At 71.8% G+C, this 16,631-nt stretch carries 17 protein-coding genes; 2 read left to right on the top strand and 15 right to left on the bottom strand.

What is annotated here, in order from left to right; all coding sequences use genetic code 11:
* Positions 1-26 precede the first annotated feature (26 nt).
* From ccsB to FCN18_RS03645, 3 genes are read right to left on the bottom strand one after another with little or no spacing between them, the layout of a single operon-like run.
* Positions 27-995, bottom strand: coding sequence for a c-type cytochrome biogenesis protein CcsB (gene ccsB, locus FCN18_RS03655; RefSeq protein ID WP_112266493.1), 969 nt, complete (start codon positions 993-995; stop codon positions 27-29).
* Entirely contained in the window at positions 995-2,611 is a 1,617-nt protein-coding gene (resB, locus tag FCN18_RS03650) for a cytochrome c biogenesis protein ResB (protein WP_137093228.1), read from the bottom strand. Before resB ends, ccsB begins: the two co-directional genes overlap by 1 nt.
* Entirely contained in the window at positions 2,608-3,357 is a 750-nt protein-coding gene (locus FCN18_RS03645; protein ID WP_112266824.1) for a cytochrome c biogenesis CcdA family protein, read from the bottom strand. Before FCN18_RS03645 ends, resB begins: the two co-directional genes overlap by 4 nt.
* A 218-nt stretch (positions 3,358-3,575) precedes the next feature.
* On the opposite strand from FCN18_RS03645, the gene FCN18_RS03640 reads away from it, so the two are divergent.
* Positions 3,576-4,640 carry a hypothetical protein gene (locus tag FCN18_RS03640; RefSeq protein ID WP_228713608.1) on the top strand — a complete coding sequence of 355 codons (1,065 nt, stop codon included), beginning with the start codon at positions 3,576-3,578 and terminating at the stop codon, positions 4,638-4,640.
* Here the strand turns inward: FCN18_RS03640 and FCN18_RS03635 are convergent.
* The 8 genes from FCN18_RS03635 to FCN18_RS03600 all read right to left on the bottom strand — a co-directional run bounded on the left by FCN18_RS03635 (position 4,545) and on the right by FCN18_RS03600 (position 10,399).
* Positions 4,545-5,153: a TlpA family protein disulfide reductase gene (locus FCN18_RS03635; protein ID WP_137093226.1), complete on the bottom strand. Its 609-nt coding sequence runs from the start codon at positions 5,151-5,153 to the stop codon at positions 4,545-4,547. The genes FCN18_RS03640 and FCN18_RS03635 overlap by 96 nt on opposite strands.
* Complete coding sequence (locus tag FCN18_RS03630; protein WP_112266473.1) at positions 5,150-5,782, bottom strand: histidine phosphatase family protein; 633 nt, start codon at positions 5,780-5,782, stop codon at positions 5,150-5,152. The genes FCN18_RS03635 and FCN18_RS03630 overlap by 4 nt, the downstream gene beginning before the upstream one ends.
* On the bottom strand, positions 5,779-7,080 hold the full coding sequence (hemL, locus tag FCN18_RS03625) for a glutamate-1-semialdehyde 2,1-aminomutase (protein WP_137093224.1): 1,302 nt from the start codon (positions 7,078-7,080) through the stop codon (positions 5,779-5,781). Before hemL ends, FCN18_RS03630 begins: the two co-directional genes overlap by 4 nt.
* A gap of 24 nt (positions 7,081-7,104) precedes the next feature.
* A complete protein-coding gene (locus FCN18_RS03620; protein WP_112266469.1) occupies positions 7,105-7,452 on the bottom strand; it encodes a hypothetical protein in 348 nt (115 codons plus the stop codon).
* Positions 7,449-7,889: a hypothetical protein gene (locus FCN18_RS03615; protein WP_137093222.1), complete on the bottom strand. Its 441-nt coding sequence runs from the start codon at positions 7,887-7,889 to the stop codon at positions 7,449-7,451. The genes FCN18_RS03620 and FCN18_RS03615 overlap by 4 nt, the downstream gene beginning before the upstream one ends.
* Positions 7,886-8,404: a hypothetical protein gene (locus FCN18_RS03610; RefSeq protein ID WP_112266465.1), complete on the bottom strand. Its 519-nt coding sequence runs from the start codon at positions 8,402-8,404 to the stop codon at positions 7,886-7,888. The genes FCN18_RS03615 and FCN18_RS03610 overlap by 4 nt, the downstream gene beginning before the upstream one ends.
* Positions 8,405-8,415: 11 nt before the next feature.
* Positions 8,416-9,387 (bottom strand): porphobilinogen synthase, encoded by a 972-nt coding sequence (hemB, locus tag FCN18_RS03605; protein WP_112266463.1) that lies wholly within the window; start codon positions 9,385-9,387, stop codon positions 8,416-8,418.
* Between the two features lie 82 nt (positions 9,388-9,469).
* Entirely contained in the window at positions 9,470-10,399 is a 930-nt protein-coding gene (locus FCN18_RS03600) for a nucleoside hydrolase (RefSeq protein WP_137093220.1), read from the bottom strand.
* Positions 10,400-10,463: 64 nt separating this feature from the next.
* On the opposite strand from FCN18_RS03600, the gene FCN18_RS03595 reads away from it, so the two are divergent.
* Positions 10,464-11,582 carry a M20 family metallopeptidase gene (locus FCN18_RS03595; RefSeq protein ID WP_137093218.1) on the top strand — a complete coding sequence of 373 codons (1,119 nt, stop codon included), beginning with the start codon at positions 10,464-10,466 and terminating at the stop codon, positions 11,580-11,582.
* 78 nt (positions 11,583-11,660) lie between these two features.
* Here FCN18_RS03595 and FCN18_RS03590 read toward each other — a convergent pair whose 3' ends face one another.
* The 4 genes from FCN18_RS03590 to FCN18_RS03575 all read right to left on the bottom strand — a co-directional run bounded on the left by FCN18_RS03590 (position 11,661) and on the right by FCN18_RS03575 (position 16,427).
* Positions 11,661-13,193, bottom strand: coding sequence for a bifunctional uroporphyrinogen-III C-methyltransferase/uroporphyrinogen-III synthase (locus tag FCN18_RS03590; protein ID WP_112266457.1), 1,533 nt, complete (start codon positions 13,191-13,193; stop codon positions 11,661-11,663).
* 84 nt (positions 13,194-13,277) lie between these two features.
* Entirely contained in the window at positions 13,278-14,204 is a 927-nt protein-coding gene (hemC, locus tag FCN18_RS03585; RefSeq protein WP_112266822.1) for a hydroxymethylbilane synthase, read from the bottom strand.
* 58 nt (positions 14,205-14,262) lie between these two features.
* Complete coding sequence (locus tag FCN18_RS03580; RefSeq protein ID WP_137093216.1) at positions 14,263-15,594, bottom strand: glutamyl-tRNA reductase; 1,332 nt, start codon at positions 15,592-15,594, stop codon at positions 14,263-14,265.
* Positions 15,591-16,427: a redox-sensing transcriptional repressor Rex gene (locus tag FCN18_RS03575; protein WP_112266453.1), complete on the bottom strand. Its 837-nt coding sequence runs from the start codon at positions 16,425-16,427 to the stop codon at positions 15,591-15,593. Before FCN18_RS03575 ends, FCN18_RS03580 begins: the two co-directional genes overlap by 4 nt.
* Positions 16,428-16,631 lie beyond the last annotated feature (204 nt).

Genomic DNA, 16,631 nt, shown 5'->3' with positions numbered 1-16,631 from the left:
GGTGCCACCTCAAGACAGCATGTTGCCTAGGCGTACGAGTGAAGACCGACCGTCACCAGGTTCACGAAGAACAGGTTGAAGACCGTCGCCGCGAAGCCGATCACGTTGATCACCGCGGCCCGGTTGCCCCGCCAGCCCGCCGTCGCCCGCGAGTGCAGGTACGCGGCGTAGATGACCCAGGCGATGAACGCGACGGTCTCCTTGGGGTCCCAGCCCCAGAACCGGCCCCACGCCGCCTCGGCCCACACCGCGCCGCACAGCACGCCGAAGGTGAACACCGGGAACGCGAACACCGTGGTGCGGTAGGCGATCCGGTCGAGCACGTCGAGTGCGGGCAGCTTCGGGCCGAACCGCGCGAACTTGGCGGGGTTCTTCTCGTTGCGTGCCTTCACCAGGTACAGCAGGCTCGCCACGCCGGGGATCAGGAAGATCCCCGAACCGACCGCGGCGGCGGAGACATGGATGACCAGCCAGTACGACTGGAGCGCGGGCTGCAGCGGCGCGGCGATCGTGTAGAGCCACGTGCCGCCCACGAACATCAGGATCACGACCGGCAGCAGCACGAACGCCGACAGGTGCCGCACCGGGGACTTCCGCAGCACCACCAGCCACGTCACCACGGTGACGAAGCAGATGATCGCGATGTACTCGTACATGTTGCCCCACGGCGCGCGGCTCGTCGCGAGCCCGCGCAGCACGAGCGAGGCCAGGTGGAGCAGGGCACCGAGGACGGTCAGCGCCACGCCCATGCGGCCGATGCGCTCGGCCCTGGTGCGCGGCTGCGCCGGGCGCTCCTCGCTGGTCGACGGCGTGACCGTGGTGCTCGGGCCGCCCGCGCCGACCAGCTCACGCGAGCGGGTGCGCGCGGCGGCCTGGCGCCCCTTGCGGCCGAAGGACTGTTCGACGAGGAAGAACACCATCGCGAACACGTACACCGCTACCGCTGTGGTGTAGGACCAGTCGCTGTACTGCGACAGCGTCTCGTTCACCGGCATCAGGGTGCCTTTCTGTCACCGGTCAGGAGGTCGTCGGCGATCTTGGCGAACTCCTCGCCGTACCCGGCTTGATCCGTGCGGGCGAGACCGCCCACCTCTACTACGGTACGTCGTTTCCCGTCCGCGTCCTCGACCGGGGCCACCCGGACCCACAGCCTCCGGCGCTTGATGAACAGCGAGCCGCCGAGCCCGGCGAACATCGCGATCGCGAAGCCCAGCACCCACACCTGGGTCGGGTCGTGCGACACCTGGAGCGACACCCACTGGTCGACGCCGTCGAAGCGCACCTTCGTGCCGTCGTCCAGGGTCAGCTGCTCGCCGACGTCGAGGTTCTCCCTCGCCACGCGCTCCAGCCGTCCGCTGTCCACCATCGACTGGTCGATCTCGAAGATCGACTGGCCACGGCCGGAGTCGACGCCGAGGTCGCCGCGCATCACGTCGACGGCCACGGCGGGGTTGGTGAGCTGGGGGCCCGCCGAGGTGAGGATCTCGCCGTGCATCAGCGCGTTCGGCGCGAACAGTCCGGTCACCGCGAGCTGGTTCTGCCTGCGCTCCTCGGCGTCGGTGATGCCGGGCGGCTCGAACTTCGTCGCGCCCTCGGAGAGGCCCGTGGTGTTGTCCACCGGCCGCCACTGGATGGCCTGCGTCCGGCTGGTGCCGTCGGGGAAGGTGACGGTGAACGTCGGGGCGAAGCCGTGGTCGAGCAGGTAGACGCGGTCGCCCTCGGTGCGCAGCGGCTCGTTGACCTCGAGGTGGTACGGCCGCCAGGTGTCGGCGGCGAGGTCGGCTCCGGACTGGTACTCGATGTTCGCCTCGTAGGCGATCGGCTGGCCGGTGTCGGCGTAGGTCGCCGCGAAGTCGTTGACGCGCAGGCAGAACGGCGTCAGCTCGGTGCCGTCCACGCGAAGGCCAGGGTTGAACGAGTCGTAGGCGTAGATGCCGGAGTTGCAGAACTCGGAGGCCTCGGAGCCGTCGGCGAAGACGATCACCTGGCCCTCGTAGGAGTACATCGCGCCGAGGGCGAACGCGACGATCACGCCGAGCATGCCGAAGTGGAAGAACAGGTTGCCGGTCTCACGCAGGTACCCGCGCTCGGCGCTGATGCTGCGGGTGCCCTCCGTTTCGTCGCGCTGAACGCGGCGCCAGCCGCGCAGGCGCCGGTCCGCCGCGGCGAGCACCTCGTCGGGGTCGGCGTCGACCTCGGCGCGCACGTGGTGCGGGAGGCGGCCGAGGTTGCGCGGCGTCAGCACGGGCTTCGCCCGCATGGAGCGCACGTACTCGACGCTGCGCGGCGCGAGGCAGCCGACCAGCGACACCATCAGCAGCAGGTAGATCGCCGAGAACCAGACGCTGGAGTAGACGTCGAAGAACTGCAGCCGGTCGAGCAGCTGTCCCCACCAGCCGTGGTTGGCGATGTACTCCCGCGTCTTCGGCTCGTTGAGGTCGTGCTGGGGCAGCAGCGCGCCGGGCAGGGCGGCGAGTGCGAGCAGGAACAGCAGCACCAGCGCGGTGCGCATCGACGTGAGGCCGCGCCACGTGTTGCGAAGGAACGCCAGCGCGCGGCGGGCGGGGGTGGGCCGGTACTGCTTGCGCTCCGGCGTGACCGTGCTCGTCACAGCGGGAGCCTCACGTCGCTGATGAACGCGTCGCGCATCCAGGCCACCAGCTCCGCCCACAGGCCCGTGACGAGGAGCACGCCGACGGCGAGCAGCAGCACACCGCCGAAGATCTGCACGCGGCGGCCGTTGCGGCGCAGCCAGTCGGTGGCGCCGACCGCCCACCTGGCGCCCGCGGCTATCAGCAGGAACGGCACGCCGAGGCCGAGGCAGTAGACGAGCACGAGCACGAAGCCGCGCGCGCCGGTGCCGCCGCTCGCGGCCGCGATCGAGAGCACGCCCGACAGCGTCGGCCCGATACACGGCGTCCAGCCGAGCCCGAACACGGCGCCGAGCACGGGCGCGCCCCACAGCCCCGCCTTGGGCACGTGGTGCGAACGGACGTCGCGCTGCAGCCCGGGGATCAATCCGAGGAACACCAGCGCCATCGCGATCGTGAGCACGCCGCCGATGCGCTGCAGCGTCTGCTCGTTGGTCAGCAGCGCGTCGGCGAGCCAGACCAGTGTGCCGACGCCCGCGGTGAAGACCACCGTGAAGCCGAGCACGAACAGCGCGGCGGCGCCGACGACCGCGCCGCGGCCCTTCTTGCGATCCTCGTCCGGCCGCACGGCGGGCGCGTCGGAGCCGACGAGCGCGGCGAGGTAGGCGAGATAGCCCGGAACGAGAGGCACGACACACGGCGAGGCGAACGAGACCGTGCCGGCCAGGAGGGCCACGGCTGCCGCGAGCAGCAGCGGGCCGGACATCGCCAGCGCGGTCGGATCCACGACCTTCAGAGTAAGGAATGGGTTTCGTGTGAAGTCGCAGGGTCCGGGTCGCGTCTGGACGATGCCGTCCACCGCCACGCGAGACACCACGCTGGTCCCTGCTGATCCCTCGCCGCCCGGCGGAGGACCGCCGGCCACGACCTTGCCGCCACGTATTGCTCCCCTGCTGTTCACCACCGCTGGCTACGTTGCCGATCATGCGATCTTCTGGGGTATCCCGCCGCTCACTGCTACTCGGCGCCGCCGGCGGCGCCGGGCTCGCCGTCCTCGGCGGCACCGCGCACGCCCGGCCTCGGCGCCCGCTCCGCGTGGTCGTGGCCACCAACGAGCCGTGGGGCACCTACCACGTCGAACCCCTGCTCGCCGAGGCCGCCCACCGCGGCTGGCGACTGACCCAGCTCGTGCCGGACCTCTCCGGGATCGAGCCCGGGGACCCCGTGCCCGTGGCGACGCCGGAGCAGGTGCGTCAAGCCGACCTGCTCGTGGTGACGGGCGCGGGCGAATGGCCGGTGAGCTGCGCCGAGCGCTTCCCCCGGCTCCCGCTCGCGGTGAGCTCGCTCGCCTACCTCGGCCCCGCCGAGGCCGAGCTGGCCCACCGGCTGCGCAGGCGGCTGCGGCGGATCACGTCGTCCTCGCCCGCCGAAGGCCGCGCGTTCGCGAGCTACCTTGGCACCAGCCGCAAGATCCACGTGGTCGGCTCCCCGCAGACCGACGAACTCCCGGAACGCAGGCCGGAGCCGGGTCTGGTGCTGGTGGCGACGAGCGTCACACACCCCGACGGCACGGGCGGCGCCGCGCCGGGCACCGAGGTGCTGCTGGAGTCGGCGGAACGGCTCGCCGCCGCGGGCAGGCACATCCTCGTCGGCCTGCACCCGCGCGAGGACCGCTCCCTGTGGGACCGCTTCGAGATCAGCGACGTGCCCACCCTGCGGGCGTCCGCGCGCGCCGAGGCGTGCATCGGGATCCCCGGCACGGTCTTCCCGCTGATCGCGGCGGTCGGCACACCGCTCGTGGGCGTCACCGACCCGGCGCTGCGGGTGCCGCAGTACCTGCTCGACGTGTGCTCGTCGACCGTCGATGACGCGACGCAGGCGGTACCCGCGGTCACCGGCGCCCGGCTGCCCGACGAGCGGACGCTGGCCGACGCGGTGGGCCCGGTCGGCGGCTCAGCCGCCCGGCTGCTCGACGCCTGGCGCCTGGCCGCCCTCGGCGGCAAGCCGGTTCACCACGGGAATCACGTCGGTCGCGAGGAGGTCGCGTAGGAAGATCGCGGCCACGCGCTGCTGCTGGTCCACGATGATCGTCGAGGGCACCACGTTGCGTGGGTAGCCGGAGAACTGCAGCAGGGACCTGCCCGACGGGTCGTAGATCGACGGGTAGGTCAACTGCCGGTTGCGCATGAAGTCCTGCGGCGCGGAGCGGTCCGGGTCGCGGACGTCGATGCCGAGCACCTGCACCTTGTCGCCGAGCTCGTCCTGCACCCGCTGCATCTCGGGGGCCTCGGTGCGGCACGGCCCACACCACTGGCCCCAGACGTTGAGCACCACGACCTTGCCGCGGTAGTTGCGAATGGACAGTTCCTTGTTCTCGTCGAACAGGTCCTCGCCCGAGACTTCGGGCACCGGCTGGCGATCGGCGCCCTCGTAGAAGATGTCGGTCTTGCCTCCGGGCGCGACGAACTCGAAGCTCGTGCCGCGCGAGACGGCGTCGTCGCCCGTGGTGCAGCCCGCGAGGACGAGCGCCGCCGCGAGCAGGAGTGCCAGTGCCCGTCTCATGCGCCGGTCACCGTGGGATCCGTGGAGCCAGCGGGCTCGCTGTAGACGATGTCGGTGAGCTCCTCGCCGGTGAAGACGAGCGTGGTCAGCGACGCGAGCGAGCACTGTCGCCTGCGTGGGTCGTGCCAGAGCCGCTTGCCCTCGAGGAACCGGCGCAGCGTCCAGATCGGCAGCTGGTGCGACACGCACAGCGCCTCGTAGCCCTCGGCCTGCGCGCGGGCCCGGTACACGGCGCCGAGCATGCGGTGGGCGATCTCCACGTAGGGCTCGCCCCACGACGGCACGAGCGGGTTGCGCAGCTTGCCCCAGTGCCTGGGCTGGCGCAGCGCCCCGTCGCCGACGCCGACCTTGAGGCCCTCGAACCGGTTCCCGGCCTCGATCAGCCGCTCGTCGGTGGCGATGTCGAGCCGGTGCGCTGCCGCGATCGGCGCCGCGGTCTCCTGCGCGCGCTCCAACGGAGAGGCCACGACGTGCACCAGCCCGTGCCCGGCCAGCGCCTCGGCCACGGTCAGCGCCTGCTGCCGGCCCCGCTCCGAGAGCACGAACCCGGGCATCCGGCCGTAGAGCACGCCGTCGGGGTTGTGCACCTCGCCGTGGCGTAGCAGGTGCACCAGCGTCTGCTTGCTCATGGGCGCTCCGCCGCCGCGGCCGCGCGCGCCGCCTGCTTCAGGGCGGTCTCGATCACCTCGAACGCGGCGTCGTCCATGGCGGCGTTGACGAACCACGCCTCGAACGCGCTCGGCGGCGCGTAAACGCCCCCGTCGAGCAGCGCGTGGAAGAACGGCGCGAACCGCCAGGTCTCCGCCGCCGCGGCGCCCGCGTAGTCGTGCACCGGCTGCTCGGTGAAGAACACGCTCACCAGGTTGCCCGCGTAGGCCACGGTGTGCGGCACGCCCTCGGCCGTGAGCGCCCGGCCGAAGAGGTCGCCGAGCCTGCGCGCGTTGGCGTCGAGCGCCCGGTAGACGTTCTCGTCGGCTGCCCGCAGCGTGGCGAGCCCCGCGGCGACCGCGACGGGGTTGCCGGAGAGCGTGCCCGCCTGGTAGACGGGGCCGCTCGGGGCGAGCTTGGCCATCACGTCGGCGCGCCCGCCGAACGCGGCCGCCGGCAGCCCGCCGGACATGACCTTGCCGAACGTGTAGAGGTCGCCCGCCACGCCGTCGAGGCCGTACCAGCCCGCGGCCGAGACCCGGAAGCCCGTCATGACCTCGTCCATGATCAGCAGCGCGCCGTTCTCGTGGGCCAGCTCACGCAGGGCGGCGTTGAACCCTTCGCGCGGGGCGACGGCGCCCATGTTGCCCGCGGCGGCCTCGGTGATCACGGCGGCGACCGAGTCCGGGTTCTCGGCGAAGGACTTCCGCACGGCCTCGATGTCGTTGTAGGGCAGCACGATCGTGTCGGCCGCCTGCGCGCCGGTGACGCCGGGCGAGGTCGGCAGGCCGAGCGTCGCCACACCGGAGCCCGCCTGCGCGAGCAGCGCGTCGACGTGGCCGTGGTAGCAGCCGGCGAACTTGATGATCTTGGCGCGGCCGGTGAAGCCGCGGGCCAGCCGGATGGCGCTCATCGTCGCCTCGGTGCCGGAGTTGACGAGGCGCACCTGCTCGACCGGCCCGACCCGGCGAATGATCTCCTCCGCGAGCTCGACCTCACCGGTGGTGGGCGTGCCGAAGGAGAGACCGGACGACGCGGCGTCGCGGGCCGCGCCGACGACGTCGGGGTGGGCGTGACCGAGGATCATCGGCCCCCACGACGACACCAGGTCGACGTAGCGGTTGCCGTCGGCGTCCCACAGGTGCGGGCCCTCGCCGCGCACCATGAAGCGGGGCGTGCCGCCCACCGCGGCGAAAGCGCGAACCGGCGAGTTGACCCCGCCGGGCGTGGCCGAGGCGGCGCGTTCGAACCAGGACTTGCTCTGCTCGACTCCTGTCACGCCTGCCAGTCTGGCAAAGCCGGGTCAGCCTTCGGCGACCTGCCCGTTGTCGCGTGACTTGCGGTACCTGCGCCTGCGCGTGCGCACGCCGAGCAGTGCCTGCCGGATCGCGTCGACCACCAGGATCCCGGCCAGCCCGCCGAGTCCGATGGCGAGCGCGATCCAGTTGCCCGCGTAGACGCGGGAGACGAGCTCGGTGCCGTCGTCGAGGCGGACGGTGACGGTGGTGAGCGAGTTGTCCCAGGCGAGGAACGCGACCCAGACAGCCACGGCGGCCACCACGACCTCACACGCGGCGACGAACAGCCGCCACGGCTGGTGGAGCCGCTCGGTGGAGTAACCGGGTACCGCTGGCCAGACGACGTCGCTCACGGCGTGCAGTCTTTCACGGCCTCGCGCAGGGCGTCGCGAAACGCCTCCTCGTCACTCGCCCAGGCCAGCACCCTGGTGCCGTCCTTGAGCCTCACCGGCACCTCGGCGTACTTGCGCGGCACGCTCAGCCCGCCGCCGAGCACCCGCGTGCCCGGCTTGGCCTCCTCGTCCGGCAGCGACGCGATGTCGGCGATCCTCAGGTGCTCCCGGCCCTGCGTCAGGTGCGTCGAAGTGAGCCTGACGGCCAGGAACCGGCGCCGCGCGTACACCCACACCGCCGTGAGCCACAGCAGGCCGAGCCCGGTGACGATCCACATGAGGGTGTGCGGGCGGTCGCCGATGATCAGCTCGGAGAGAAACCCGAGCACCGCGAACAGCGGCCCCCACACCAGGGGCCAGCCGCTCGCGCCGCGCTCGGAGTACAGCTCCGTCGTCACAGTGTCTTGGGCACCTTGGGGAAGTAGTCCTGCACGCTCGGCAGGTACATGATCGCCACGGCGACGATCGAGACGAGCGCCGAGGCGAGCGTGATGATGTTGGAGAACAGCACCATCTGGAAGATCAGCGACACCGCGGCCAGCACGGTGAGGATCGTGCGCGCCGAGCGGGTGCCCTCGCGGGCCTTCCAGGCGAAGAGCGCGAAGAGCACCGCGAACACGATCGCGCCGACGAACAGCGTCCACAGCAGCGAAGTGGCGCCCGAGGCAAGCTGCTCCTCGGAGATGCGCGGGTCGTTGTTCATCTCGACGAGCCGGTCGATGATGTCCTGCTTCGCCGTGAGCGTCAGCCCGAAGCCGGCGATCAGGACGAGCCCGGACAGCAGCCACAGCACGAACGACACCTTGATCGGCGTCGGCGGGTTGACGGGCTCCCGGTCCTCGCCGCTGAAGCGGGGCGCGGGCGGCAGGCCCTTCTTGCGCCGCTGGTCGTCCGTTTCGTCTGAGTCGGTCACGCCTGCAGACCTTAGTCCAGCCAGGTCGCGGCCTCGGCCGCCCAGTACGTGAGCACCATGTCGGCGCCCGCGCGGCGGATCGAGGTCAGCACCTCGAGGATCGTGCGCCGCCGGTCGAGCCAGCCGTTGGCGGCGGCCGCCTCGATCATCGAGTACTCGCCGGAGATGTTGTACGCGGCCACCGGCACCGGCGACAGCTCCGCGGCCGCCTTGATCACGTCCAGATAGGACAGCGCGGGCTTGACCATGATCGCGTCGGCGCCCTCGGCGAGGTCGAGCTCGATCTCGCGCAGCGCCTCGCGGGCGTTGCCAGGGTCCTGCTGGTAGGTCTTGCGGTCGCCCTTGAGCTGCGAGTCGACAGCCTCACGGAAGGGGCCGTAGAACGCGCTGGCGTACTTGGCCGAGTAGGCGAGGATGCCGGTGTCGGCGTAGCCGGCGTCGTCGAGCGCCCTGCGGATCACACCGACCTGGCCGTCCATCATGCCGCTGGGACCGAGCACGTGGGCGCCCGCCTTCGCCTGCGCGATCGCCATCTCGGCGTAGCGCTCGAGCGTGGCGTCGTTGTCGACGGCGCCCGCCTCGTCGAGCACGCCGCAGTGGCCGTGGTCGGTGAACTCGTCGAGGCACGTGTCGGCCATCAGCACGGTGTCGTCACCGAGCTCGGCGCGCAGGTCTCGCAGCGCGACGTTGAGCACGCCGTTCTCGTCGGTGGCACCGGAGCCGACGGCGTCGTGGACCTTCGGAACGCCGAACAGCATCAGCCCGCCGACCCCGGCGCGCACCGCCTCGACGGCGGCCTTGCGCAGGGAGTCCCTGCTGTGCTGGACGACGCCCGGCATGCTGCTGATGGGGCGCGGCGAGTCGGCGCCCTCCGCGACGAACATGGGCAGGATCAGCTGACGTGGCCGCAGCGTGGTCTCGCTGACCAGGCGCCGCATGGCCGCCGTACCCCGCAACCGGCGAGGCCGATGCTCAGGAAACACCCCGCACACGCTACTCCGCCACGATCTGCAGTGAAGGCCACCCTGCCTGCGTTCAACGCAGTGAAGGTGGCCTTCACTGCGGTCAGGCGAGGCGGGCGACGGCGGCGAGGACGCGGTCCCAGAAGGGGTCCGCGTCGAGGGTCACGGCGACCTTCGCGTTCGGGGGTTCGCCCAGGTAGCCGTGTAGGTCCACCACCGTCGCCCCGCGCGTGAACTCGCCGTGCAGCTCCACGGCCACGTGCGCGTCCACGCACTCCACCAGCGCAGGGTCGAGCGCCCGCGCCACCGCCACCGGGTCGTGCAGCGGCGGCGCCTCGAAGCCGAACAGCCGCCGGTACGTCGAGCCGAAGAACGTCATCAGCTCCACGCACGTCCGCCCCAGCGCGCCGCCGAGCCCCTCGAAGCGGGCCACCACCTCGCGCGTCACCAGCGCCTGGTGCGTGACGTTCAGCCCACACATCGTCACCGGCACCTCGGCGGCGAACACGATCGCCGCCGCCTCCGGGTCCACGTAGACGTTCGCCTCTGCGTAGGGCGTCACGTTGCCGCGTTCGGCCGAGCCGCCCATCAACACGACCTCACGGATGCGCTCCGCGTCCTCCGGGTACCGCGTGAGCAACAGCGCGACGTTGGTGAGCGGGCCGGTCGGCACGATCGTCACCGGCTCGGGGTGCGTGGTCAGTATCCGGTGCATCAGCTCCACGGCGTGCTCGCCGCTCACCCGCACCGAGGGGTCACCGAACGTCGGCCCGTCCAGCCCGGACTCGCCGTGCACGTCGTCGGCGATCCGCAGCGGCCGGGTCAGCGGGCGCGGGCACCCGGCGGCGACGGGCACGTCGGTGATCCCGGCGATCGTGCACACGCGCAGCGCGTTCAGCGTGGTCTTCTCCAGCGTCTGGTTGCCGCCGACCGTCGTGATCGCGAGCAGCTCCAGCGCCGGGTCACCCGCGGCCAGCATGATCGCGATCGCGTCGTCGTGCCCTGGGTCGCAGTCGAGGATGATCGGCGTCATGGTCGCTGAGCCAACCGGCCCCGCAACGGCCCCGCAAGGCGGCGATCGGCCCTAGTCTGGCCCGATGAGCGCCGACGTACTGAACCTCACCAGGGAACTCGTGGCGGTCGACACGATCGGCCACGCCGAGAGCACCGCGCTGGCCGTGGTGGCTCCGCTGCTGGAGAAGGCGGGCTTCACCGTGGACGTCGCCGAGCACGAGCCGGGCCGGGGCACGCTCATCGCGGAGTGGCACACCGGGCTCGACCAGCCGCCGCTGTGCCTGTCCGGCCACGTCGACACGGTGCAGCTCGGCGCGGCGTCGTGGCAACACGACCCGTTCCACGCCGAGCCCGACGGCGACCGTCTGCACGGCAGGGGCACGAGCGACATGAAGGGAGGGGTGGCCGCGATCGTCGCAGCCGCGACGAAGATCGCCGCTCTCCGGCCGAGCCGGGCGGGCCTGCGGCTGGTGCTGACGGCCGCCGAGGAGACCGGTTCGGCCGGTGCCCGGCTGGCCGCGGAGCGGCTGGCGGGACGGCCAAGCGGACCGCTCGTGATCACCGAGCCGACCGGCAACGCCGTCTTCCACGGCCACAAGGGCGCGCTGTGGCTGTCGGCGAGGACGGCCGGGGTGACGGCGCACGGCTCGATGCCGCACCTCGGCGACAACGCGGTCTACAAGCTCGCGCGGGCCGTGACGCGGCTGGAGTCCTACGCCTTCGACGCGCGGCCGCATCCGGTGATGGGCGGGCCGACGCTGAACGTGGGGACGTTCCACGGCGGGCTCAACACCAACTCGGTGCCCGACAGCGCGGAGGCGACCGTGGACGTGCGCACCGTGGCCGGCCAGGACCACGGCGACGTGCTGGCGAGTCTCGCCGAGCGGGCGGGTGACGAGGTGCGCCTGGCCCCGCTCGTGGACCTGCCGCCGGTGTGGACGGAGCCGGGTGACGCGTGGGCGGCGTCGGTCGCCGAGATCGCGCGGGAGATCACCGGCCACGGCGACGGGACGCCGCGCGCGGCGACCTACTTCACGGACGCCTCGGTGCTGACGCCGGCGTTCGGGCTGGTGCCGACGGTGATCTGCGGCCCCGGCGAGGCCGAGCAGGCCCACGTGACCGACGAATGGGTGTCGATCAGGAAGCTCGTCGAATCGGTGGCGATCCTGGAGCGGGTGGCCGTCGCCTGGTGCGGCACCTGAGGCCCACCCCGGATGCAGTGAAGGCCACCATCACTGCGTTCAACGCAGGCATGGTGGCCTTCACTGCAGTTGGGCCGCTCAGGAGCGGCGGGCGCGCTTGGCCTTGCGGGGCGGCGGGAGAGCGCCCTCGGCACGCAGCTTGGCCGCGTGCTCGGCGAGCGCGTCCACCAGCTCGATGACGTTTGGCTTCTCCGGCTGCACGTCCACGCGCAGGCCGAACTCCGTCGCCGTCTCGGCCGTCTTCGGGCCGATGCACGCCACGAGCGTGCGCGCGTGCGGCTTGCCCGCGATGCCGACGAGGTTGCGGACCGTGGACGACGAGGTGAAGCACACCGCGTCGAAACCGCCGGTCTTGATCATCTCGCGGGTCTCGGCGGGCGGCGGAGCGGCACGCACGGTGCGGTACGCCGTCACGTCGTCGATCTCCCAGCCGCGGTCGCGCAGCCCGGCCGACAGGGTCTCGGTGGCGATGTCGGCACGCGGCAGCAGCACGCGGTCCACCGGGTCGAGCACGTCGTCGTACGGCGGGAACTCCGCGAGCAGGCCCTCGCTCGACTGCTCACCGCTGGGCACCAGCTCGGGGATGATCCCGAACGAGCGCACCTTCTCCGCGGTCGACTCCCCGACGCAGGCGATCTTCACGCCGGAGAACGCGCGGGCGTCGAGCCCGAACTCGGCGAACTTCTCCCACACCGCGCGCACCGCGTTGGTGGAGGTGAACACGATCCACTGGTAACGGCCGTCGACGAGGCCCTTCACCGCGCGCTCCATCTGCGCGGGGCTGCGCGGCGGCTCCACCGAGATCGTCGGCACCTCGTGCGACGTCGCGCCGTGGCTGCGGAGCCGGTCGGCCATGTCGCCCGCCTGCTCCTTGGTGCGCGGCACGAGCACCTTCCAGCCGTACAGTGCGCGCGACTCCCACCACGACAGCTTCGAGCGGTTGCCGACGACGGAGCCGATGCTCACCACGAGCGGGCCGACGAGCTCACCCGCGTCCGCGGCCAGCGACGCGAGCGTCGAGTCCACGGTGCGCTGGGTGTTGATGGTGCCGTTGGAGGTCACGGCCACCGGGGTCTGCGGCGCGAGACCGTGCTCGACCAGCGCGGAGGCCGCCTCGGCGAGGTGGCTCGACGTCGCGTGCAGCACGATCGTGCCCGGCGTGCCGGCGAGCCCGGCCCAGTCGACGTCGCCCCGGACGTCGACCTCGGTGTGGGCGCCACCCAGCGCCACGCCCGCGTAGGCGGGCACGGCGGCACCGGGCGAGACACCCGGCACCACGTCGAACACGGCGCTCGTGCGTGAAACCGCCTGCACCTCGGACACCACGGCGGGCTGGGTCAGCGGGTCACCGGCGACGAGGCGCAGCACGAGGCGGCCCGCCTTCGCCTCGGTGGTCAGGTCCTTGGCGACGTCACCCGGCTCGCCGACGGCGGGGCGGACCTCCGCCTCCGGGCCCGCGAAGGCGAGCACGCCTGCCGGCACATCCGGGTCCGTCACCACGAGCTCGGCCTTCGCGAGCAGCTCCTGGGCACGGACGGTCAGCAGTCCGGCGTCGCCGGGGCCCGAGCCCACGAAGGCGACGCGCCCCGTGGTCTTGCGTGCGCGGGTCATCTACTTCGTCTCTCCTCTGGTCGGCCGTCAACCACGGCAGCGGCCGAATCGTTCTTCGTGCGTGCTGTTGAACTCAGCGGGACCTCAGCGGGACAGGGCCCCGGCACCGAGGTCGAGCAGCTCGGCGGCCAGGTCGCGGCCGAGCTTGTCCGCTTCGTGTTTCTCGGCGATGGCCGAGGCACGGAGGATCTGGATGGAGTCACCTTCGACCCCGGTGGCGGCGATCCCACGCAGGGAGAGGCGTTCGATCACAGCCCCATCACCGTCCAGGTCCTCCACGACATCGGCCAGTGCGCCGACGGGCGCGCTGCAACCGGCCTCGAGCGCGGCCAGCATAGCCCGCTCAGCGGCAACGGCCGCCCGTGTCGCTTCGTCATCCACAATGGACTGAAGCAGGTGTTCGGTGTCCACGTCGTCGACGCGGGTCTCGACAGCCAGCGCACCCTGCGCGGGGGCGGGCAGCAGCTGGATCGGGTCGAGCGTCTCGGTGATCACGTCGAGCCTGCCCACCCTGGAAAGGCCGGCGCGCGCGAGCACCACGGCGTCCAGCTCGCCGGAGGTCACCTTGCCGATCCGGGTGTCGATGTTGCCGCGGATCGGCACGACCTCCAGGCCGAGTCCGAGCGCACGCAGCTGTGCGGTACGGCGCGGCGAGCCGGTGCCGATGACCGAGCCGGGCGGCAGCTCCCCGAGGGTGAGGCCGTCGCGGGCGATCAGCGCGTCCCTCGGGTCCTCGCGCGGCGGCACGGCCGCGAGCGAGATCCCGTGCTCGGGTGCGGTCGGCAGGTCCTTGTACGAGTGAACGGCCACGTCGACCTGCTTGGCCAGCAGCGCCTCCCGCAACGCGGAGGTGAACACACCCACGCCGATCTCGGCGATCGGGGCGCTCGACCGGTCGCCCGGCGTCGACACCGTGACGATCTCGACGCGCTGGCCCGCGTCCTCGAGCTTCTTCGCGATGGTTCCGGTCTGCGCCACGGCAAGCTTGCTGCCGCGGGTGCCGATCCGGATAACACTGCGCCGCGCAGCGGCTCCGCCAGGGGAGGCGGTCGGGCGGCGGGAGGGACTGTCAGCCACGCTTGTCACCGTCGATCTGATCGTGCTTGGAGCCTGCCGAGGGGCTGGACACGATGCTCGGCGCCTGCGGGTCGAGCTCGAACAGCTCGCGCAGCGCGTTGGCGTAGTCGGTGTCCTGCGTCTCGGCGGCGAGTTGCTTCACGCGCACCGTGGGTGCGTGCAGGAGTTTGTCCACGACCCGGCGGACCGTGCGGCCCAGCTCGTCGCGGACGGCCGCGTCGAGCTCGGGCAGCCGGTTGTCGAGACGCAGCAGTTCGGCGTCCACCACCTCGGCGGCGCGCTTGCGCAGCGCGGTCACGGTGGGCGTGACGGCGGAGCTGCGCTGACCGGCCAGGTAAGCGCGCACCTCGTCGAGCACGATGCCGGCTGCCTTCGCGGTCTGCCGCTCGGTGGTGCCCCCGCCGGACTCACTCATCCGGCGGCGGACGGTCTCGAGGTCGACGACGCTGATACCGGCCACGTCGGCGACGGCGGGCTCGACGTCCCGCGGCAGGCCGAGGTCGCAGATCACCACGGGGGCGTCCGCGCGAGGCGCGACGTGCTCGACACCGAGCACGGCACCCTTGGCTCCGGTGCACGCCACCACGACGTCGGCCTGCGCGAGCGCGTCGGCGAGCCCGGCCATCGGCACGGCGCGTGCGGGCACGCCGTGCTCGGCGACCGACGCGGCGAGGCGCTCGGCGTTGGCGAGTGTGCGGTTGGCCACGGCGATGTCGCCGATGCCAGCCTTGCGCAGCTGCGAGGCCGCGAGCGCGCCCATGGAACCGGCTCCGACGATCAGCGCGCGCCGCCCGGCCAGCTCACCGGCGGCGGCGAGCGCCTCGGAGACCACCGAAGCGCCGAGCGCGTCGAGGCCCGTCTCGGTGTGCACGCGCTTGCCGACGCGCAGCGTCGTCTGCACCAGCTCGTGCAGTACGCGGCCGACCGTGCCCGCCTCGCGGGCCGTGGCGTAGGCGGAGCGGACCTGGCCGAGGATCTGGGTCTCACCGACGACCATCGAGTCGAGCCCGGATGCGACGGAGAACACGTGCTCCACCGCGGCCCCCGCGTAGTGCACGTAGAAGTTGTCGTAGAGCTCCTGCGCCTCCATGCCGGCCTGGCGGGCGAGAACCTCGGAGATGTCGGCGAGGCCGCCGTGGAACGTCTCGACGACGGCGTAGACCTCGATGCGGTTGCAGGTCGACAGCAGCATGACCTCGGACACGTGGTCGGTCTGCTGGAGTTCGTGCAGCACCTTGCCCAGCTCGGCGGCGGGCACGGCGGCGCGCTCGAGCGTGGTGAGGTCGGCGGTCCGGTGGGACAGCCCGATCGCCAGGATGCTCACGACGACACCACCGCCCCGTTGCCGGCTGCGCTGTTGACGGCCGAGTCGGCCACCTTGCCGTTCGGCTCGTTGTCCGCCCTCCGAGCGACGTGGAAGGACAGGATCTGCAGTTCCACAGCCAGGTCGACCTTTCGCACCTCGACATGTTCCGGCACTTGCAGCACCACCGGAGCGAAGTTCAGGATGCACTGCACCCCGCCGGCGACGAGCCGGTCGCACACCGTCTGAGCTGCGGCTGGCGGCGTCGCGATGACCCCGATGGAGATCTGGCGATCGGCGCACACCTGCGGGATGTCGTCGAGGTGTGTCACCGGAATGCCGCCCACCGGCACCCCGATCAGGTCCGGGTCGATGTCGAAGAGCGCCTCGACCGGGAAACCCCTTCCGGGGAAGCCACCGTAGTTGGCCAACGCATGTCCGAGGTTACCGATTCCCACGACGGCGACCTTGTGCTGGCGTGTGAGACCCAGCACGCGCTCGATCTGGCCGACGAGGACGGCGACCTCGTAACCAACGCCACGTGTGCCGTAGGAGCCGAGGTAGGAGAGGTCCTTGCGGAGCTTGGCGGAGTTGACCCCGGCGGCGGTGGAGAGCTCCTCGCTGGAGACGGTGGTGGCGCCCTGCTCGGCCATCGCGGAGAGGATCCGCAGGTAGACGGCGAGGCGGGCGACGGCGGCCTCGGGAATCGACTTGGCGCGGACCTCGGGGTCGGCGCCGTTCTCCGCGACGGCGGGGATCTCGGCGGTGGGGGCGTTGTCGGCGTCGGGAGTCGCTCCACCTCGGGTGCGCTTGTGCGCGGCGGCTCCGTTGCGCCGGCCCCGCTGTGCCACCACGCTGGCTCTCCTGTCGCCGAGTTCGAGAGATCAACCCTTGACCGAGCGCGCGCGACGGTGTTCGATACCCGGCGCAGCGCTTGGTGGCAATACGGTAGTTCATTTGTGAACGCAGGCACAAAGCGGCTGGTTAACCCCCTGAAATCGCCGCGCGAAGCCCTTTTCTGACGCGCTGTCACCATTTTCGGGCGAACGCAGTGAAGG

Source organism: Prauserella endophytica (assembly GCF_005146945.1).
Lineage (GTDB): Bacteria > Actinomycetota > Actinomycetes > Mycobacteriales > Pseudonocardiaceae > Prauserella_A > Prauserella_A endophytica.
Note: the sequence above shows the minus strand (reverse complement) of the source record. Positions and strands in the feature narration are given on the sequence as shown.